This is a genomic window from Paenibacillus nuruki (genome assembly GCF_001721045.1).
GTDB lineage: Bacteria > Bacillota > Bacilli > Paenibacillales > Paenibacillaceae > Saccharibacillus > Saccharibacillus nuruki.
Genome location: NZ_MDER01000025.1, coordinates 89,920 through 110,177, shown reverse-complemented (window position 1 = coordinate 110,177; position 20,258 = coordinate 89,920). Strand labels below are relative to the sequence as shown.

At 38.8% G+C, this 20,258-nt stretch carries 17 protein-coding genes; 12 read left to right on the top strand and 5 right to left on the bottom strand.

Annotated features, from left to right (window positions below):
- Position 1 precedes the first annotated feature (1 nt).
- From PTI45_RS02865 to PTI45_RS02850, 4 genes are all read left to right on the top strand, one after another.
- Positions 2-2,056, top strand: coding sequence for a FapA family protein (locus PTI45_RS02865; RefSeq protein WP_069326025.1), 2,055 nt, complete (start codon positions 2-4; stop codon positions 2,054-2,056).
- 14 nt (positions 2,057-2,070) lie between these two features.
- On the top strand, positions 2,071-2,382 hold the full coding sequence (locus PTI45_RS02860; protein WP_069326024.1) for an STAS domain-containing protein: 312 nt from the start codon (positions 2,071-2,073) through the stop codon (positions 2,380-2,382).
- A complete protein-coding gene (locus tag PTI45_RS02855; RefSeq protein WP_069326023.1) occupies positions 2,382-4,439 on the top strand; it encodes an HD domain-containing phosphohydrolase in 2,058 nt (685 codons plus the stop codon). The genes PTI45_RS02860 and PTI45_RS02855 overlap by 1 nt, the downstream gene beginning before the upstream one ends.
- Positions 4,440-4,571: 132 nt before the next feature.
- Positions 4,572-5,600, top strand: a complete 1,029-nt coding sequence (locus PTI45_RS02850) for a dienelactone hydrolase family protein (protein WP_069326022.1) — start codon at positions 4,572-4,574, stop codon at positions 5,598-5,600.
- Positions 5,601-5,660: 60 nt separating this feature from the next.
- Here PTI45_RS02850 and PTI45_RS02845 read toward each other — a convergent pair whose 3' ends face one another.
- From PTI45_RS02845 to PTI45_RS02825, 5 genes are all read right to left on the bottom strand, one after another.
- Positions 5,661-5,951, bottom strand: a complete 291-nt coding sequence (locus tag PTI45_RS02845; protein ID WP_069326047.1) for a YxcD family protein — start codon at positions 5,949-5,951, stop codon at positions 5,661-5,663.
- Between the two features lie 5 nt (positions 5,952-5,956).
- A complete protein-coding gene (locus PTI45_RS02840; protein WP_069326021.1) occupies positions 5,957-6,391 on the bottom strand; it encodes a hypothetical protein in 435 nt (144 codons plus the stop codon).
- A 131-nt stretch (positions 6,392-6,522) separates the two neighbouring features.
- Positions 6,523-7,086: a PadR family transcriptional regulator gene (locus PTI45_RS02835; protein WP_069326020.1), complete on the bottom strand. Its 564-nt coding sequence runs from the start codon at positions 7,084-7,086 to the stop codon at positions 6,523-6,525.
- 278 nt (positions 7,087-7,364) lie between these two features.
- On the bottom strand, positions 7,365-7,949 hold the full coding sequence (locus PTI45_RS02830) for a beta-class carbonic anhydrase (RefSeq protein WP_069326019.1): 585 nt from the start codon (positions 7,947-7,949) through the stop codon (positions 7,365-7,367).
- 41 nt (positions 7,950-7,990) lie between these two features.
- Positions 7,991-8,326, bottom strand: coding sequence for an iron-sulfur cluster biosynthesis family protein (locus tag PTI45_RS02825; protein ID WP_069326018.1), 336 nt, complete (start codon positions 8,324-8,326; stop codon positions 7,991-7,993).
- A gap of 246 nt (positions 8,327-8,572) precedes the next feature.
- Between PTI45_RS02825 and PTI45_RS02820 the strand changes: the two genes are divergently transcribed.
- The 8 genes from PTI45_RS02820 (at position 8,573) to mutS (ending at position 20,227) form a co-directional block, all read left to right on the top strand.
- On the top strand, positions 8,573-10,102 hold the full coding sequence (locus PTI45_RS02820; protein WP_069326017.1) for a carboxypeptidase M32: 1,530 nt from the start codon (positions 8,573-8,575) through the stop codon (positions 10,100-10,102).
- A gap of 199 nt (positions 10,103-10,301) precedes the next feature.
- A complete protein-coding gene (locus PTI45_RS02815) occupies positions 10,302-11,276 on the top strand; it encodes an aromatic acid exporter family protein (protein WP_069326016.1) in 975 nt (324 codons plus the stop codon).
- Positions 11,277-11,468: 192 nt separating this feature from the next.
- Positions 11,469-12,509, top strand: coding sequence for an ABC transporter ATP-binding protein (locus PTI45_RS02810; RefSeq protein ID WP_069326015.1), 1,041 nt, complete (start codon positions 11,469-11,471; stop codon positions 12,507-12,509).
- The gene (locus tag PTI45_RS02805; RefSeq protein WP_069326014.1) at positions 12,487-13,413 is read left to right on the top strand and encodes an ABC transporter ATP-binding protein; all 927 of its coding nucleotides are present in this window, start codon (positions 12,487-12,489) and stop codon (positions 13,411-13,413) included. Before PTI45_RS02810 ends, PTI45_RS02805 begins: the two co-directional genes overlap by 23 nt.
- Positions 13,414-13,428: 15 nt before the next feature.
- Positions 13,429-14,397 carry an oligopeptide ABC transporter permease gene (opp4B, locus tag PTI45_RS02800; protein WP_069326013.1) on the top strand — a complete coding sequence of 323 codons (969 nt, stop codon included), beginning with the start codon at positions 13,429-13,431 and terminating at the stop codon, positions 14,395-14,397.
- A 61-nt stretch (positions 14,398-14,458) separates the two neighbouring features.
- Positions 14,459-15,364: an ABC transporter permease gene (locus tag PTI45_RS02795; RefSeq protein ID WP_137221511.1), complete on the top strand. Its 906-nt coding sequence runs from the start codon at positions 14,459-14,461 to the stop codon at positions 15,362-15,364.
- Positions 15,365-15,401: 37 nt separating this feature from the next.
- Positions 15,402-17,198 carry an oligopeptide ABC transporter substrate-binding protein gene (opp4A, locus tag PTI45_RS02790; protein ID WP_069326012.1) on the top strand — a complete coding sequence of 599 codons (1,797 nt, stop codon included), beginning with the start codon at positions 15,402-15,404 and terminating at the stop codon, positions 17,196-17,198.
- Positions 17,199-17,437: 239 nt separating this feature from the next.
- A complete protein-coding gene (gene mutS, locus PTI45_RS02785) occupies positions 17,438-20,227 on the top strand; it encodes a DNA mismatch repair protein MutS (RefSeq protein WP_069326011.1) in 2,790 nt (929 codons plus the stop codon).
- Positions 20,228-20,258 lie beyond the last annotated feature (31 nt).

The window sequence follows — 20,258 nt, the reverse complement described above, 5'->3', positions numbered from 1 at the left end:
TATGGAGCGTAGTGTGATTGCTAGAGCCAAAACAGTGCAAGATGCCGTGGAGCAAGCTCTAACTTTGCTAGATGCTACCAAGCAACAGGTTCATATTGAAGTGATGGAAAGTGAAGCCAAAGGGATGCTTGGGCTTTATTCCAAGCAAGCTGTAGTCAAAGTAACACTCAAAACAGAAGAAATACTAGATCAATCGCTGGATATGGCAGAGTATTCTCCGCCGATCTCTATAGCTGAAGCCAGTGTGAATATACCACCTTCTAGAATCGAACATCCAGTCACTACCCCCTCTATAGATAATACAGAAGGTAAAGTATGGATTGAATCAGGGCAAGTCTATTTTCATTCCAAAGGAAACCATCAACCTAGTATTCGTGCAACTGAACAGGTATCTCTTTGGATTGACGAAGTACCTATTCTCGCAGGGGAAACCGTAAAATTATCTGCTGGCGATATTGTCCGATATGAAGTAGAAGATAAAGTGGTAGAACCGGTCTGGGACATTCATATTGATGATAAAGCAATGAATGTACAATTAAGAATTGAAGCAGGATATCGCATTATTCGGCAGGTTGTTGATACTCCACCAACATTGCGATTGGTTCTCAAAGCAGAAGAACACAAGCAATATACACCGATTGAACCGATAGCCGTACGCAAAAAATTAATCGAACAAAAAGTAGTCTACGGTCTGTACCATGATGAGATCAAAAAAGCTTGCCTGAGTGAAGTAAATGATACATTTCTGATTGCAGAAGGTGAGCAGGCAATCGCAGGTACGAATGGATACTTTGAGATTAAAGTCGATACCAAGACTCGTAAAGTACAGCCCAAAATGCGTGAAAATGGAACAATCGATTATCGTGAAATTAAAGAATTTCCTTGTGTCGATGATGGGGATTTGATTGGTCTAATCTATCCACCTGCGATCGGTATAAATGGAGTCAATGTATTTGGAGAACCTGTTCTAGCACCACCGGTAACAGGTGTGATTGTCTTAACCGGTCATGGTACACAGCTATCTCAAGATGGATTGGAAATTCTTGCTACACGTACCGGAATGCCTGAAGTGATTATACAGGGAAGACATGTAAAGGTTGCGATTATTCCGAAGCTTGAGCATCGTGGAGATGTTGCTCTTCAGACAGGCAATATTCATTTTCAAGGTGATGTTGAAATTAGTGGCACAGTGCAAGATACGATGAAAGTCGAAGCAGATGGTAATATTCATATTAAAGGCAATGTGAATATGGCAGAAATTATAGCAACCCAGTCATTAATGGTCACTGCTAATGTGATCGGAAGCGAAGTGGCGGTTGGACAATTGTTTCTTTTTTATGGTCAAGCAGAACCTATTTTGCAAGTGATTTTGGAACAAACGGAATTTTTGACGACAGCGATCGAGCAATTGAACCGCGCAGCAGCTTTTAAAATCACAGATATTGATCAGCATGGTCTCGCTCCTTTGCTTGACGTTTTATTTCGTGGACGGTTTAAAGAGTTGCATAAGCAATTACTTTTGTTTATGCGTACTATAGAAGAACACAAAGCATTAATTAATGAAGAATGGCAAAAATATATCAAAGAAATCAAAAATGGTTTTTTAAATCTAACGATGAGTCATTTTAAAACAGCACAGGATTTGGATCGTTTTGTTAAGCGAACAGCCTACTTGTTAGATCGAGTTGTTTTACCTCAATTGGATCATATTTTTGCACAATTTCATTATATTCAGAATAGTCAAATTCTTGTAGGTGGGCCAGTCCAAGTGAAAAAAGGATGTTACAACACACAATTGCGCTGTGCAGGATTACTTGAAGTGACAGGATTTCTACGTGGTGGAGATTATTATGCCGCCAAAGGGATGCATATTCAAGAAGCTGGCACGATAGGCAGTAATTCTACGAAATTAACCGTCAAAGAAGGCGCAGTGATTCATGTGGACAAGTTACTAGGCGGAACGATTTTACAGATCGGCTCCAAAATGCACCATTTTAAAGAAGATACCTTGAATGTCAAAGCACGCTTGAATGAGGATCGCCAATTTGTATGGTAGGAGAGTGAAAAATAATGTTTGCATATCAAATCGTGACCGATGAAGTACAAGCTACAATTTATTTTGAAGGTGATATTGATATTGATGCTGGGGATGTATTAGAGGACGAGATCGAACCGGCTGTAGCACCGTATACGAATATTATATTGAATTTGGAAAAGGTATTCTTTGTAGATTCTTCTGGGATTGGACTGATTATTCGTCTGGTACAAGTGTTGCAAGAATTAGGGCGTAATGTCTATATTGAACAAACTCAACCGGAGGTTATGGAAGTTTTTGAATTGCTTCAACTGGATGAGATTCTGGGCAAGGAAATCTTTAGATAATGAAAGAAAAGAACGGTTATACGATATTGCTAAGCCTTGTAGGGGTAGCAAGTATCGTATATATGATCCGCGAATGGCATTCAATTGCATTGTTTGCAATTGCGCCGATTCTGTTTCTTATCGTTTTGTTGGATCTGTTTCCGGTCAGATTACTAAGCGGTGAGGAGTACAGCGGAAGTCTGGTTGGGTTTCTTATTCTTGCGCTTGCTTTTGGGTATAATCCTGCTATTTTGGGAATAGTCATCAGTACGATTATATCTTACACACGCAAAAAGAATTTTGATATTCGGCAAATGAATCTTTTTCGAATCTGCTCTGCATTAGGCAAAAGTGTAATTAGTATTTATTTATCGTATCAAGTGATGGAAGCCTTGAATCCTTTTTCTACCTATATTCAGGCAGGACTAGGAGCTCTAGTATTTAGTCTAGTCTATATGTTATTACTAGCAGGTGCTTCTACAACAATTATTGGTACACCTTTTCTTAATGATATGGTGCTCAAATTAAAAGAGTTGATCGTACCTGTATTGTTATGTACGATTATCGTTCCTCATTTTCTAAGACATATCTCGTTAGGCAATATCGTATACGAAACAGTGTATGTGTTATTGTTTTTGCTACTGATTATTTTTTTGTCGCATGGATTTATTCGTCAATTACAGATTCGAATGAAATCTTCAGAAGAGTTTATTCGATTAAGCGAATTGAGAATTTCTCAGCGTAATGAAGGGCATGGTAAGAACACAGGGATTCTTTGTCAGTATATGTTGGAACTACTGGCGTATCCCAAAAAAAGAAGAACAGATTTAGTCAATTACACTACACTACATGATATTGGTAAATCATTATTGCCGATGGAGATTCTGACGAAGCGTGGTGCATTATCTTTAACAGAAGAAAAAGAGTATCAGTCTCACGCTACTGAAAGTTCTAATATTATTTATGCGATTAGTGGAGATAAGAAAGCAGCAGCCTGGGTACTTCATCATCATGAACGTTATGATGGCAAAGGATTCCCGTCTGGCTTGAAAGGTCAGGATATTCCTTATGAATCGCGTATTATAGCGCTCTGCAATCATTTGGAACATTTGTTAAGTAGTCATTCCGATAATGTAGACGTCTTACACCAATTACAACGACTTTCAGGCAAAGTATTAGATCCTAAGTTGATACAACGGATCACATTAGAGATTATTATCGCTTTGCGCCAGCTTGTGATCACTAAGCCGTTACTTGAAGGTTCGGATCTGATTGATTCAGAACTTCCATCTGTAGATGAACACAAAGAAATGAGTGGATTCACTGGTGGGACTGTATTGCTTAAATATAAAGACCATCATAGTCTGCAAGAGATGGAAGACATTCATTTGAAAAATCAATTAGGGCCACTGGCTGAACATGCATTACGTGTCTCTGAAAATTTCTATGAAGTGATCCAGAGTAATCAAAAAACATTTGAAGCTCATTTTTATCCAGAAAATAATTGGGTTGCTATTGTATTAACAGATATTACACCGGCGTTAGAATACCGTGAACAATTGCATCAAAGTACGATGCGCTCGTATAAAGATGTGATCGAAACACTTTCCAAAAGCAAAATTGATATCTGTCTAGAACAACAAGAGATTGAAGAACATCTGGGTAGTCCACTAGCTAATATGGATATTATGACTAAAAGCGACGTATCTTCAGGACGCTCATTGGTGATGGAGTATATTCCAGAAGAGCTCAAAATCAATCAACCGAAAAAACTGATGCATATTAAACTCGCTGTATCTGAAGGAGTTACCAATCTGATTAAACATGCTGCACATGGCAAATTGTCTGTGTATAGTAAGCCTAATGTTCTGCAAATTTATATTACAGATCATGGTTCAGGTATTCCTATTCATGAGTTGCCTAAGATGATACTGATCTCAGGATATAGTAGTAAGCGTTCACTAGGTAAAGGTTTTGCATTGATGTACACCTCAGCAGATCGAATTATGGTGCATACCAGTTCAAAGGGAACATCTATTTTGCTAGAGTTTGATGTTTTGTTAGAAGAAGCAGGTTAATGATAGATATATATCGCTATCATTAACTTGTTTTTATATAAACCAGCGATATAATAAAGGCATTATCAGGTCGTTATAGAAAAAGAGAGCATATACAACTCAAAATGATAACGTGTGCATAGGAGGAGAAATATGGGCGACTGGCAGGGAGATACACTGTTAAAGCAGTTATATACAGATACTGCGGCACAACATTCATTATCTTTTGCAGAAGAAGGACAGGATCGATCTCAAGGACGAACATTATTGCAACAGCTTATCGGTATATTTCCATCAAATGATAGTGATGAAGTAAAGCTTTTGGAAACCGTTGATTGTGGTACATATATTCGCAAGCGGATAGAATTGTCCGCTTCTCCTTATAGTTCATTTGCTGCTTATGTCTTAATTCCCAAACATCTAACGACACCTGCACCCGCAGTGATTGCTATTCATGGTCATGGCTACGGTAGCCGTGAGATTGTAGGTCTATTGCCAAATGGAGAAGCTGATCTCAATACACCGGGTATTCATCAACATTATGCTGTACAACTGGTCAACCGAGGGCTAATCACTATAGCTCCTGATGTGATTGGTTTTGGAGAAAGACGATTGGCTGAAGATATGGCTAGAAATGCAGAGGTTGCTAATTCATGTGATTCTTTATCGAGCCGAATGTTATTAATGGGGAAGACGTTGGCTGGATTTAGAGTACATGAAATATTGAAAGTAGTAGATGTTCTAAGTGAAATGCCAGAAGTGGATGCAGAGCGGATTGGGATTATGGGATTTTCAGGAGGAGCATTGATTGCTTATTTGACAGCGGTACTTGATCAACGGATACGTGCTACAGTACTTACAGGATTCACCAATACGTATCAGGACAGTATTCTGCATATTCATCACTGTATCTGTAATTATATTCCCGGTCAGGCGGTGTATGCCGACTTGCCTCAATGGATCGGTCTGATCGCGCCACGACCTTTATTTGTAGAAGGGGGAAAGAGTGACCCGATTTTTCCTTTACAAGGTGTGGAGCAGGCGATAACACAGTTACAACAGATCTATCTACAGCATCATGTAGAAGAACAATTTGCATATGATTTATTTGAAGGTGGGCATGAGATTAGTGGACGATATGCGTATGATTGGATACAAAAAAAGCTTACGATATTCGACTAAATGATAGTCTATATCGCAAGCTTTTGGAAAGTATTCTTCATTAAATGAATAGAGTAGAGATTAGTTATCGCGAATAATCGCTTGAATTTCTTCTTCGTCATCGTTGATAACTAATTCTACCTGTTCTTTAAATACACGTGCATTATACTCACTGAACATATAACGTAAGATCGCTTCGTTCAGATTACTTTCGACTAAATATTGGCTTCGTCCTTCTGTCCACACTTCTGCGGTGTAACCCGTGTCTTCTTCCCAGGAAAGTTGAACCGTTACATCCGTAGGTTTGAGTCCTTTGCGTTCAGCGATATTCAAGCACACTGCGTTAATGATTTCATCCATACTGAGTCGCATAGGCATTAACGTCTGTTGTACGGATCAGCGGATTTTTTACGTTGACGAATCATACGGTAAATACCACGAGCCGCTATAAATAGAATATAAATAGCAAATAAGTTGATAACTAATCCTAACAAGTCTCCGAACATTCCCATATTACCGAACATTCCGCCGAATAACATACCGGCAAGACCACCAATCATTAATCCTTTGAAAAAGCTACCACCGCTGAAAAATCCACGATTAGCTGTTGAACCGGCTGTAGTATTTTTACTACGGTTCGTGCTGTTCATTGTACTGCTATTGCTATCTGTTGATTTTTTAGGTGTTGTTGTGTAAGACTTCGGTGAAGATTTGAATCCACCACCACGTCTTGCATCTGCATCATTAGCAAATCCGCTAAATAAGGTGAAGAATAATGTGAATGCTACAAAAACCATCAGCATTTTTTTCATTGTGTTCATGATCCTCCTAGTAGTTGTCTTCAATGACAGTATAATTATTATACGAAGCACTTATTATTAGGTTTCAAAATGTTTTAATATTGATTCTCTTTATTTTGAACCATTGGCTTCGTATAAACTGTTCATTGGTGTTGAGGTTGTGAGGAACTTTCTGTTGTTGTGGAATTTTTGAGCATGTCGATCACCCATGTTGTCCATTCCAAATTCGCTTTAGCTGTTGCCAATGCTTTTTGACGCAAAATATACAATCCAAAATCGCGTGTACCGAATTGACGTACTTCTTCAGGCATTTTGTGAATCGCTTGCTCAAAGTAATGAATACGTTCTTGGTAATAAATAGATCGTGTACTAAACAAAGAGATAGCGTTTTCGCGATCGGTTGTCCATAAGCAAAATGCTTTGAGAACCAACTCATCACGACTAACAGGTTCACCCGCAGGAAGTTGCATCCACTCTTTGAGACGTTGCTCTCCTAGAGGGGTAATCGCGTAAATCTTTTTGTCTGGCTTGTCTGTTTGTTGAATCCATTCTGCGGATAACAGATGTTGTTCTTCCATGCGTGATAACAATGGATAAATTTGACTATGTTTTGCTTGCCAAAACGGTTGAATCTTGAGCATCAAGTCGTAACCTGACGAATTATTGCGTGCAAGCAAGGCAAGTAAACCATAAGATAGCGTGTTCATAGGGCATTCTCTCCTATCTTTTAAAACAGCCATTTGGCCGATTTAAGATAAAGTGTACACTACAACTGTATGCTTTCGCAAGGAAGCTCATAGCGATTTTATATAAAGTTATTGAAATATAAAAAAGATAGACAAAGAATGTTCAAATTTTGAAATGAAGCGATATTTTGTTCATTTCAATAAAAATAAATAGCAAAAAGACGTGGATCAGTGACCTCCACGTCTGATATATCTACAGCCTTTTATGCTGTATTTTGAAGCGAATAATCGGTTGAAAATTAAGAGTTAGAAGGGACTTCAACCTGATCATAACCATTGACAAGTAGCTCTAATTGTCCTGTTGCTGGATCAATAATCATGCCGTGTACAGGAACGCTAGCAGGAAGTAAAGGATGGTTTTTGATAATGTCTACGCTACGCATAACGCCTTCTTTTTCGTTATCAAAACCTTGCAGCCATCTTTTAAGTTTAATCCCTGAATTTTCGAGTGTAGTCAGTACTTCTGGCGCAATTCCGCGTTCATGGATTTTCTCAATCATATGATCTGAGTTCAGTGAAGCCATACCACATCCATGATGACCAACTACGATCACTTCTTCTGCTTTTAATTCGTAAATAGCCACAAGAATACTACGCATTACACTACCGAATGGTTGTGAAATAATAGCACCTGCGTTTTTTAGAATTTTGGCATCACCGTTACGAATATTCATTGCTTTAGGCAATAATTCAGTCAAACGGGTATCCATGCACGTCAAAATGACCAACTTTTTCTCAGGAAAAGGACTGGAAAGATACGCTTCATACTCTTTACTTGTCACGAACTCCTGATTGTGTTGCATAATAGTTGTAATCGAATTCATTGATTATCCTCCTGCTCATCTTACGGATTCATAATAAAAAATTAGGCTAATGCTTTGCGTCCATCAAGAACGCGAATACTTCTACTATAGTACTGAGAAGCACTGCTGAGTCTGAGTGAAGAACCTGCATCATCGGTTGATAATGTCAATTCATCATCGTAATACGATTCACCACTTTGATGCATGGTGAGTGTTAGTACATTGCTTTCGATAACGGTATCTCGTTTGCCAGGCTCATCAATTAAACGAAGTGCCGGGATACCACCTGTACATCCGCAATCTTCATTATCTACGAAAATTCGAATAACAGCTTTGTTATCTCCTATTTTGCGTGCTAAATACTGTTCTGCTTGAGGGGTTACATTTACTTTTACCATTACGATTCACTCCTTAGAAGTTACAGGTATTATGATATGAGCAAAAATGGTTAAATGTATTCTTATAGACTCATAAATCAAAGTGTATAGCACAATCTGATGAATGATGTCTATAATATTTAATTGTGTACCATTGATTATACGTCTAGAAGAACGTATCATCAAGAGGTGTCTTTTTACAAAAATAACAATATTACATGTCATAGCCCAAGTGTTGTGTATGTAAGCAGAGAGGTGAACCCTATTATGGAACAATATGTACAAGATACGTTGACGCAATTCCGGCAATTGGTTCGCAAAATTAGCAGTTATGGTGAAGCACTCGCATTGATGGGATGGGACTTGCGTACAGGAGCCCCACGTAAAGGTGCAGAGCTACGTGCAGATACGATTGGTGTACTAGCAACAGAACATTTCAAACTGTCTGTATCGAAAGAAATGGGCGGGTATATTGAAATCTTGTCACGTCCAGATGTATTTGAACAATTAGAAGACAATGACAAACGCATTGTACAAGATGTTCGTAAAGAGTATGAACTAAATGAGAAGATTCCACCTGAAAAAATTCAAAAATATTCTAGCTTAACGACTCATGCACAAACGGTATGGGAAGAAGCCAAACATAATGATGATTTTAAAGGCTTTGAGCCATTACTTAGTGAGATTGTAGCAATGAAACGTGATTTTATTGATTACTGGGGTGTGAAAGAAACACGTTATGATACATTGCTCGATATGTATGAGCCTGATTTGACAGTCGCCAAATTAGATGTGGTATTTGATCGATTGAAAGCACGTCTTGTTCCTTTATTGGAAAAAATTAAGCAATCTGCACATCAACCCGACAATGATTTTTTGAAGCAACAGTATGATATCGGTCAACAAGAAAAGATAGGACATTTGTTGCTTAAAGAAATGGGTTTTGATTTTGATGCAGGACGCTTAGACGAAAGTGTGCATCCTTTTGCTACAGGTCTTAATCCAGGAGATGTACGGATTACAACAAATTATATGCCTGAAGATGTGATGAGTGCGATTTTCAGTTCTCTTCATGAAGGCGGACATGCATTGTACGAGCAAAACATTTCACACGATCTAGCAGGCACTCCATTAGCAACAGGAACATCGATGGGGATTCATGAATCTCAATCCCGTTTCTGGGAAAATGTAGTAGGACGTAGTCGTTCATTCTGGGATCGTTATTATAGTGATCTGCAACAGTTGTTCCCTGAACAGCTTAAAGAAGTATCACTTGATACGTTCTATCGTGCAGCAAACCGTGTAGAAAATACATTGATTCGTATCGAAGCTGACGAGTTAACATACAACCTTCATATCATTATTCGTTATGAAATTGAAAAAATGTTATTTAACGAAGGTCTAGATGTGAAAGATTTGCCTAAAGTATGGAACAGTAAATATCAGGAGTATCTAGGTATTACACCACCTAATGATGCACTAGGCGTATTGCAAGATGTACACTGGTCAGGTGGAGACTTTGGATATTTCGCTTCCTATTCTCTCGGTAATATGTATGCAGCGCAAATGACGCATACCATGCGCAAAGAACTGCCTGACTTTGAAAAGTGGATTGCTGAAGGTAATCTATTGCCGATCAAAGAATGGCTAACAGATAAAATTTATAAATATGGTAAAAGCCGTACTCCTTCCGAATTGATTCAGCAGATTACAGGTGAAGATTTGAACCCGGATTATCTTGCAGACTATTTAGAAGAAAAATATAACGAGATTTATCATTTACAAACTTCAAATTAATGTAGCAAGAAGCTTTCATCTGCGAGTAGTCTAAGCCGATGAAAGCTTTTTGTTTTGCTATTCTTTTATCTAATAACAGACGAATATGATATTGTCGAATACCGGTAAATCAAGTAGGATAAAAGCTATACTCAAAAGAGTAAATTAGATTACAAAATACAGATAGAGAAAAAGAAGTGGAGTAGGGAGAGAAAGACGCATGGGTTTTCGCGTGATCAAAACGGCTATTGCGGCATTATTAGCAGTAGTTGCAGCCAGCACTTTAGGAGTTCCAAGTGCAATGTCGGCGGCGTTATTAGCTATACTGGGAGTCGATGTTACACGTAAACGAAGTCTCAAAACGATTTCAGCGCGATTTTTTGCTTCGTTGATCGGAATGATTTGTGCTTTTGTTTTATTTTCATTATTTGGATTTCATCACTGGGTATTTGCCTTATATATTTTAGTGGCGTTTCCTTTGATTACACGGGCTGGGTTTAGTGCAGGTATTGTTACCAGTTCTGTGGTAGTCGTGCATATTTTTAATGGAGCGACTTTAACAGCACATACGATGTTAGTAGAAATTGAACTGTTATTGATCGGTCTAGGATCAGCGGCTATTGTCAATCTGATCTATATGCCTAATCCTCATCAGCGTTTAGATGCAATTCGTAGCGAAGTCAATGAGCTGTTGTCTCAAATGTGTGAGCAGATCGCCAAAACGCTTCGTAGCCCTTCTTTTGCTTGGGACGGAAAAGAAGTGATCGAAGCTTACACCAAAGTAGAGCAAGGACTGACCGAATCGAAGCGTGAATTGGAAAATCAGATGTTGCATACCGATGAGTCATGGACGGTCTATTTTTATATGCGAAAACAGCATTTGGATTCGATTCAGAATATGATGCAATTGGTAGCTCAAGTGTATCGTAAAATGCCTCAAGCCGATGCCGCTGCTGAAATGTTCGAACAATTATCCAGAGATGTCAAAACGCCGTATTATACTGGAAAAACTGAACATTTGCTTTTAGCATTGGAAGAAGAATTTCGAAATATGGATTTACCGACAACACGCGAAGAATTTGAAATGCGTTCCGCTATCTTGCAATTATGCAGAGAATTGGGTCAGTACCTAAAAATATCCAAACGTGATAAATTGCGTAACCCCTTGCTAGGTATGGATAATAAAGTAAAATAGAATATAAGTTTAATCATAGAAGCTATCTATATCGTCACACGTTATGATAGCTTTTATGCTAAATTCTTTTCACCAATTTGGAAAAAAGTTAAATTTTATTGACCTTTGGAAGATTATAAATATAAAATGATAACAATTAATAAGAAATGTTTACATTGCGTTAAAGATTGAAGGCGAGGAGGCAATCCAAATTTGAACACAGAATCGGTATTGGAAATCAGAGACCTGACAGTAGCTTTTCGTATCAAAGACGAGTATTACCCTGCTGTCGATCAACTGAACTTAACGATCAACAAAAACGAAGTTTTGGCTATTGTAGGTGAATCGGGTTGCGGTAAAAGTGCCTTGGCACTTTCTCTGACACGACTTCATGATAGCAAAAACACACGTATTGAAGGTGAACTGCTTTTTAAAGGGCAGGATTTGAACACATTGTCACCTGGACAGATGAACAAAATTCGTGGTTCCGAAATTGGAATGATTTTTCAGGACCCATTAACAGCGTTGAATCCTTTGATGACGATCGGCAAACAAATCGAGGAAAATCTCGATTATCATACGTCGCTATCTCGAAAAGAAAAAACAAAGCGTGTTATCGAATTATTGGAAAATGTAAATATTGTTGATCCAAAAAGGGTGTATGCCCAATATCCACATGAGTTATCTGGTGGGATGAGACAGCGGATTATGATAGCGATTGCCATTGCATGTCGCCCTTCATTAATTATCGCTGATGAACCAACAACAGCTCTAGATGTAACGATTCAATCTCAAATTTTGGACTTACTGAAGCAATTGCAAGCCGAAAATGACGCCGGTATTGTTCTTATCACGCATGATCTTGGTGTTGTGGCTGAAATGGCAGACCGTGTCGTTGTGATGTATGCAGGCGAAATTGTAGAAATTGCTGATGTAAACGAGTTATTCAACAATCCCAAACATCCGTATACCCGCTCACTATTGGCTTCAATGCCAGGAGCAAATGTAGGGCAGGAGAGCTTACATGTGATTGAAGGTCGTGTACCTTCATTACAGAATATCCCTCGCGGTTCCTGTCGCTTCTCAGAACGTATTCCTTGGATTCCACAGACGCATCATGCAGAGCATCCTGAGCTGAATGAAGTGGCTCCGCAACATTGGGTGCGTTGTACATGCTATCAGAATTTTCATTTTGAAGATGAAGTGGGAGATGGAAAGGAGATTGTATTGAATGGCATTGCTGGAACTCAATAACCTAAAAGTACATTATCCGATTCGTGGTGGCTTTTTCCAGCGTGTTGTCAGTCATGTCAAAGCAGTAGATGGCTTATCGATTCAGATCGAAGCAGGTAAAACTTACGGGCTTGTCGGTGAATCCGGATGTGGCAAAACAACAACAGGACGCGCAATTATCGGACTCAATAAAATAACAGAAGGAAATGTAACCTTTGAAGGGCAAGATTTAACCAAAATTGCTCACAAAAATCAGCATTCCTTACGCCGGGATATTCAAATGATTTTTCAAGATCCGTATTCTTCGCTAAATGGTAGAAAGCGTGTACTGGATATTATTGCAGAACCACTACGTAATTTTGAAAATTTAACCAAAGAAGAAGAACGTAGACGTGTGCAAGATTTACTTGAAAAAGTAGGTTTGAATCCAGAAGCAGCTTTTAAGTATCCGCATGAATTTTCAGGTGGACAGCGTCAGCGGATCGGTATCGCCAGAGCATTGACGTTGAATCCGAAGCTGATTATTGCAGATGAACCGGTATCTGCTCTGGATGTATCGGTGCAAGCACAAGTGCTTAACTTTATGAAAGAAATCCAGAAAGAATTTAATCTAACCTACTTATTTATCAGTCATGATCTAGGGATTGTGCGTCATATGTGTGATGAGATCGGGATTATGTATCGTGGTCGTCTGGTAGAACAGGGGAATACAGAAGATATTTATGAGAATCCACAACATGTGTATACCAAGCGATTGATTTCAGCGATTCCGAATATTGATCCAGGTCAGCGCCAAGCGAGTACACAGGCACGTCAACATATTTTATCTTCATATCAACAAGATCTTAATAATCTCTTAGACCCAGAGGGCAAGCCATTGGCATTGAAGTCGATCAGCTCGTCACATCAAGTCGCATTACCATAGGGGGGAAATTAAATTATGTGGAAATTTACGCTTCGCCGCATTCTGATCATGATTCCCCAATTGTTCGTACTGAGCGTGCTGATCTTCCTCTTAGCTAAAGCAATGCCGGGCGATGCGTTAACGGGTGCTATGCAAGCCAATCCGAATGTGAGTCCACAAGTCTTAGCAGAACAACGGGAAAAATTAGGTCTAAATGATCCAGCATGGCAGCAATATGGACGTTGGGTAGGAAATTTAGTACAAGGGGATCTGGGAAAGTCATATGTACATAAAATTGGCGTTGCTGATCTAATCGGCAGTCGTCTGGCGAATACCTTTTACCTTGGTGTTGCAATTCTGGTTTTAACGTATTTGATTTCGATTCCACTGGGGATTTTGAGTGGTCGCTATCAGAATTCATTATTAGACAAAACGATTACAGGTTATACGTATCTCAGTTTTGCTACACCGCTATTTATATTTGCACTATTAATACTATTCGTGTTTGGATTCCAATTAGGATGGTTCCCAACAAGTGGTAGTGTAGATGTAGGGATAGATCCAGGTTCCGGTTCGTACTATGCGAATAAGTTTTATCATTTGATCTTGCCCGCAATAGCAGGGGCATTAGTAAGTACAACAGCAACGATTCAATACCTTCGTAATGAAGTGATTGATACAAGATTGAAAGATTTTGTGAAAACAGCTCGTTCTAAAGGGGTGCCTGAGTCTAAAGTATATTCAAAACACATTTTGCGTAACTCTTTACTTCCTATCGCTGCTTTTCTTGGTTATGACTTAACAGGCGTATTGGCAGGTAATCTGTTTATTGAATCTATTTTTGGATATCCAGGACTAGGACAGTTATTTTTACAATCCATTACACAACGTGATTATTCTGTAGTTACCATACTGGTTATGCTTTCCGGCTTACTTGCTCTTATCGGTACATTATTGTCGGATATCATTTTAAGTTGGGTTGATCCACGTATTCGGATTGGCTAAGCTGAAGCACATTATACAATCTGGCACGTACCATCAGACATAAGAACGGAGGAAGCCTGTAATGGGAATGAGAGCTCAAACATTTGCACCTGAAGAAACGATTCAAAAATCACCTTCAAGTTGGTCGATTTTAGGTAAAGAATTAATCAAAGATAAAATGGCGATGATTTCCTTAGTCTTTTTAGCATTATTTTTGATTGTTATTTATGGGTCTATATTCTTTATTGATCAAGAAGCTGTGACCAAAGTTGATTTGACCTCCATCAAGGCTCCACCTAGTGCAGATCATTGGTTAGGGACAGATCGAGCAGGTAGTGATATTTTTGGTCAAGTGATGATCGGAGCACGTAATTCGATTACGATTGCGTTTGCAATTACCATTTTTGCTGCTGTTATTGGTCTAAGCATAGGATTAATCGCAGGTTTCTTTGGTGGAATCGTAGATAATATTATTATGCGTTTTATCGATTTTATTCTTGTTCTTCCTTTTTTAATGTTAGTTATCGTATTTGTAACTATTGTACCTAAATATAATATATGGTCATTTATTTTCATTATGACTGCCTTTCTCTGGGTAGGTAAAGCTCGTTTGATTCGAGCCAAAGTACTTGCTGAACGAGAATTGGATTATGTACAAGCCTCCAAAACATTAGGTACGCCAAACTGGAAGATTATCGCTTTTGGTATACTTCCTAACCTGAGTTCAATCGTTATCGTAAATATGACATTGAATCTTGCTGGTAATATCGGGATTGAGACAGGGCTATCTTTCCTCGGATTTGGATTACCTCAAAGTACACCAAGTCTAGGGACGATTGTAAGTAATGCAACAGACCCTGATATTTTGCAAAACTATTGGTGGATGTGGTTACCAGCATCGCTGCTGATTTTGGTTCTTATTCTAGCGATTAACTTTGTCGGTCAAGCCCTCAAGCGTGCGACAGATGCTAGACAGCGATTAGGATAATAAATTTACAGTACGATCATCAAAAGGAGGAAAATTTATGTTGGGAAATACAAAGAAAAAAATCGTATCTATTTTGTTCATTGCATTTGTATTGGTGTTATCTGCTTGTACAAGCGGAAAGTCAACACCAACAGCTCAAGATGCACCAGCAACCAATGAAAGTGTTAAAGAGTCTGGTAAGTTTCCAAAAGCAGCAACAAACACAGCTGCTGCAATTGAAGGTGGAACGATGAATTATGGTTTGATTTCCGATACTCCGTTTGAAGGTATTTTGAATCCTATTTTCTACAGTGGTAACCCGGATTTTGAAGTTATTCAATTCTTCTATCCGTCTTTCTTTGCTACTGATGAGAACTTTGATGTAAAAGATGGCGGAGCTGCTAACATTAGCTTCTCTAACGACAACAAAACAGTTAATGTCAAAATTGATGACAAATTAAACTGGTCTGATGGCAATCCTGTAACAGCAGAAGATTATGCTTTTGCTTTTGAAGTGATTGGTAACAAAGACTATGATGGTGTACGTTATGATACTAGCTTTATGAATATTGTTGGTATGGAAGATTACCATGCAGGTAAAGCAAAAACAATCTCAGGTATCAAAATCGTAAATGATAAAGAAGTACAAATTGACTTTAAAGAAGCAGATCCTTCTGTAAAATCAGGTTTATGGTCTTATCCTTTAGAGAAAAAAGTATTTGGAGATATTCCGGTAGCAGATATGTCTTCTTCTGATCCTGTACGTAAAAACCCTATCGGTTATGGCCCGTACAAAATCAAAGCGATGGTTACAGGTGAGTCTGTACAATTTGAAGCAAATAAAGATTACTTCCACGGTGCACCTAAATTAGCCGGTGTTAATCTAAAAGTAGTGAATCCTAATGTAGTAATTGAATCGTTGAAAAAAGGCGATATTGATTTAGCTTCATTCCCAAACAGTTTGTATGATGGTAAAAATGTTCCGACGAATGTTGAATTCTTAGGTAGACAAGAATTGTCTTATGATTATATTGGTTTCAAACTAGGTAAATTTGATAAAGCTAAAGGCGAAAGCATTATGAATCCAGATGCTAAGATGGCGAATAAAGAATTGCGTCAAGCGATGGGTTATGCTTTGAATAACGAACAAGTAGGTACACAGTTGTATCATGGACTTCGTACTCCTGCTACTTCATTGATTATTCCTGCATTTGCGCAATATCATGATGATAGCATCAAAGGATATAACTATGATCCTGAGAAAGCAAAACAATTGCTGGATCAAGCAGGTTATGTAGATAAAGATGGCGACGGATTGCGTGAAGATCCTAAAGGTAACAAATTAACAATTAACTATGCAGCTATGAGTGGAGACACTATCTCAGAAGCTCGTGCTCAGTTCTATTTGCAAAATTGGAAAGATGTAGGTCTGAATGTTCAATTGCTAGATGGTCGTCTACAAGAATTTAACTCTTTCTACGATCGTATTGAAAAAGATGATCCAGACATCGATGTGTATGGCGCAGCATGGGGAACAGGTACAGATATTAACCCTGCTGGATTGTATGGTAGTAAAGCTTCATTTAACTACTCTCGCTTCGTAAGTGCAGAGAATGACAAGTTATTAACAGAAGGTGCATCTGCTAAATCATTTGATATGGCGTATCGTAAAGATATTTACAATCAATGGCAGCAGTTGATGATCGACCAAGCACCTGTCATTCCAAGTCTTTACCGTTATGAAGTTCAAGCTGTAAACAAACGTATCAAAAATTATGATATTTCTTATGGTGGTAGCTATGATTCACTAGCTGAAATTGAATTAACTTCGGATAAACCTGAAGTACAACAATAAGAAATGACTGTAAAGTAGAATAAAAGAAGTGCGAACCGTTAACATGGGGTTCGCACTTCTTTTTTGATCCATAGCACTTTTTAAGCTCTTTCGTTATAATAAAGAGACGAACACGTATTTGCATTTCGAAAAGGGATTGCATATGACAACAAGTATGAGTACGATAATATTTCGATAAAAAACAAGCATGTTACATCTATGCTTAACGATATTCTGGAATGCTTTTTTGGAGGGGAAACATGACTACGTATACACCGATGATGATGCAGTATCTCAAAATAAAAGAACAAGCACAAGATGCTTTTTTATTTTTCCGATTGGGGGATTTTTACGAACTGTTTTTTGATGATGCAATTTTAGCATCTAAAGAATTAGAAATTACACTTACTGGCAAAGCCGCAGGTGCACCTGAACGCATTCCCATGTGCGGTGTTCCTTATCATTCCGCAGAAAATTATATTCATCGCTTAATCGAAAAAGGATACAAAGTCGCGATCTGTGAACAAGTAGAAGAAGCAGGAGCAAGCAAAGGCATTGTGAAACGTGAAATTATTCGTGTCGTGACACCGGGTACGATGATGGAAAGTAAAGGATTAACCGATAAAGCGAACAACTATATGATCTGTCTGACAGAGCGCGAAGGCAAAATGGCGTTAGCGGCTTGCGATTTGTCTACAGGCGAACTGCATGTGACTTCAGCATTGTCCTCGCAGCAATGGCTACGTGATGAATTAGGTCTGTATGAACCATCTGAAATTATTGGACAAATTGATCTTATAGATGAGCCATATCGCCAAGCACTTCAGTTAGGACGTAAAGTACTCTATACGCCTTGGGACAAAGCACGTGAGGAATTAGCACGTCGTCAATTTGGAGAAGCAGCATGGGCAAGGTTGGATGAAGAGCGCCAATTATGTATTTCGATTCTGATTGGGTACTTGAGTGAAACGCAAAAACGTTCATTAGGACAGCTAACACATATCAGTGCCTATGAACCTGAACATTATATGATTCTTGATCCATTTACACGTCGTAATTTAGAGTTGATCGAGACGGTTCGTGAGCGTTCTCGTAAAGGTTCTTTGCTCTGGTTACTTGATCGTACAGAGACACCGATGGGTGGGCGACTGCTTCGTCGTTGGATCGATAAGCCACTGTTATCCCGGAAATTAGTCGAAGAGCGCTTAGAAGCAGTAGAGAAGCTTCATCATGGATTAATTTTGCGTGAAGACTTGCGATCTCAGCTTAAAGGTATTTATGATCTGGAACGGTTAGTAGGACGAATCGCTTTTGGAACAGCCAATGGACGCGATATGTTAGCGTTACGTGATTCACTGGCTCAGATTCCTGAATTGCGTCGTCAATGTACCGATTCTTCTTCATCGACACTTCAACAAATCTCGCAATTGATGGATGAATGTACAGACTTAACGGATGCAATCAGTACAGCGATCGTAGACGATCCTCCTGTATCAGTTAAAGATGGAGGCTTGATTCGAGAAGGGTATCATGCTCATCTGGATGAATTGCGCGAAGCTAGTGTAAATGGCAAGCGTTGGATCGCTGAGCTTGAAGCAGCAGAACGATTAGCAACAGGTATCAAATCGCTCAAAATCGGGTATAACAAAATTTTCGGCTATTATATAGAAGTGACACGCTCTAACTTAAATGCTTTACCAGAAGGCAGATACGAGCGCAAACAGACATTAGCCAATGCAGAACGTTATGTTACCCCTGAATTAAAAGCCAAAGAAGCATTGATTCTGGAAGCTCAAGAAAAAATGGTTGATATTGAATATGAACTATTTGCGGATCTGCGAACTCAAGTAGCTAACGAGATTCCACGGTTAAAACAGTTAGCTGAAAAAGTAGCTGAAATCGACGTTTATCAGTCTTTTGCAGCGATAAGTGCAGAACGTGCTTTTGTCAAACCTGTATTAACAGATCGGTATGATCTGATTGTGAAAGAAGGTCGCCATCCTGTTGTAGAAGCAGTGATGAACAATACTTCTTTTATATCAAATAGCACCGAAATTACAGAAGACAAAGCGAACATTTTACTGATAACAGGTCCTAATATGGCGGGTAAAAGTACGTATATGCGTCAAGTGGCTTTGGTATCAATTATGGCACAAATCGGATGTTTTGTACCGGCGCAACATGCTGAAATTCCGATGATCGATCGTATTTTCACCCGTATTGGAGCCGCAGATGATCTGATCGGTGGACAAAGTACATTTATGGTCGAAATGGCTGATATTCAAGTGATGACAGAACGAGCAACACCACGAAGTCTGATTATTATTGATGAATTAGGTCGAGGAACATCGACCAGTGAAGGCATGTCGATTGCACAAGCGGTGATTGAATATGTACATCATGAGATTGGATGTAAAGCGCTGGTATCTACTCATTTTCATGAATTAGCGCATCTGGAAGAAACGTTAGAACATTTGCAAAACTTCTCGATGGCAGTGAAAGAAAGCGGAGATAAAGTTCATTTTCTACGTAAACTTGTTCCCGGTGCAGCAAGTACCAGTTATGGTATTTATTGTGCGCAATTAGCAGGTTTACCAGAAAGTATTATTGATCGCGCCAATGGCATACTGAGTCGGATGGAACAAGCAAGTAGCACGGTTGTAGCCGATCAATCGACTATATCATCAGCAACTAGACCTGCACATACGGAACAGCATCAGACGACGTCTCATTACTCGTCTAACTATAAAGAGTCATCTTCTCCTATTGCTGAAAAGAGTGCTGCGCTTTCGCCAGATACTTCATTTACTGCAATAGATACGCAACAAATAGAAGATCAATATACTAAGCCTACCTCTAAAAATAAAGCACAAGATGTTGTACAGATGTCTATTTTTGGAGATGAAGAAGAAACTATTCAGACGATAATCAAAGAAGACCCTGTAGCCAAACAAATCGTTGAGTTGATTCAAAATACAGACATTATGAATATGACACCTTTACAAGCGATGCAATTGCTAAATGATCTCAAAGTGAAAGCAACCTATTAATGTAATGGAGTAACGATAATGGATAAGAAAT

Coding starts and splice junctions, on each gene's coding strand:
- PTI45_RS02830 (WP_069326019.1), bottom strand. CDS start 7,949: ATGAATTCGATTACAACTATTATGCAACACAATCAGGAGTTCGTGACA.
- opp4A (WP_069326012.1), top strand. CDS start 15,402: ATGTTGGGAAATACAAAGAAAAAAATCGTATCTATTTTGTTCATTGCA.
- opp4B (WP_069326013.1), top strand. CDS start 13,429: ATGTGGAAATTTACGCTTCGCCGCATTCTGATCATGATTCCCCAATTG.
- PTI45_RS02805 (WP_069326014.1), top strand. CDS start 12,487: ATGGCATTGCTGGAACTCAATAACCTAAAAGTACATTATCCGATTCGT.
- PTI45_RS02860 (WP_069326024.1), top strand. CDS start 2,071: ATGTTTGCATATCAAATCGTGACCGATGAAGTACAAGCTACAATTTAT.
- PTI45_RS02825 (WP_069326018.1), bottom strand. CDS start 8,326: ATGGTAAAAGTAAATGTAACCCCTCAAGCAGAACAGTATTTAGCACGC.
- PTI45_RS02795 (WP_137221511.1), top strand. CDS start 14,459: ATGGGAATGAGAGCTCAAACATTTGCACCTGAAGAAACGATTCAAAAA.
- PTI45_RS02845 (WP_069326047.1), bottom strand. CDS start 5,951: ATGCGACTCAGTATGGATGAAATCATTAACGCAGTGTGCTTGAATATC.
- PTI45_RS02865 (WP_069326025.1), top strand. CDS start 2: ATGGAGCGTAGTGTGATTGCTAGAGCCAAAACAGTGCAAGATGCCGTG.
- PTI45_RS02855 (WP_069326023.1), top strand. CDS start 2,382: ATGAAAGAAAAGAACGGTTATACGATATTGCTAAGCCTTGTAGGGGTA.
- PTI45_RS02850 (WP_069326022.1), top strand. CDS start 4,572: ATGGGCGACTGGCAGGGAGATACACTGTTAAAGCAGTTATATACAGAT.
- PTI45_RS02840 (WP_069326021.1), bottom strand. CDS start 6,391: ATGAAAAAAATGCTGATGGTTTTTGTAGCATTCACATTATTCTTCACC.
- PTI45_RS02835 (WP_069326020.1), bottom strand. CDS start 7,086: ATGAACACGCTATCTTATGGTTTACTTGCCTTGCTTGCACGCAATAAT.
- PTI45_RS02815 (WP_069326016.1), top strand. CDS start 10,302: ATGGGTTTTCGCGTGATCAAAACGGCTATTGCGGCATTATTAGCAGTA.
- mutS (WP_069326011.1), top strand. CDS start 17,438: ATGACTACGTATACACCGATGATGATGCAGTATCTCAAAATAAAAGAA.
- PTI45_RS02820 (WP_069326017.1), top strand. CDS start 8,573: ATGGAACAATATGTACAAGATACGTTGACGCAATTCCGGCAATTGGTT.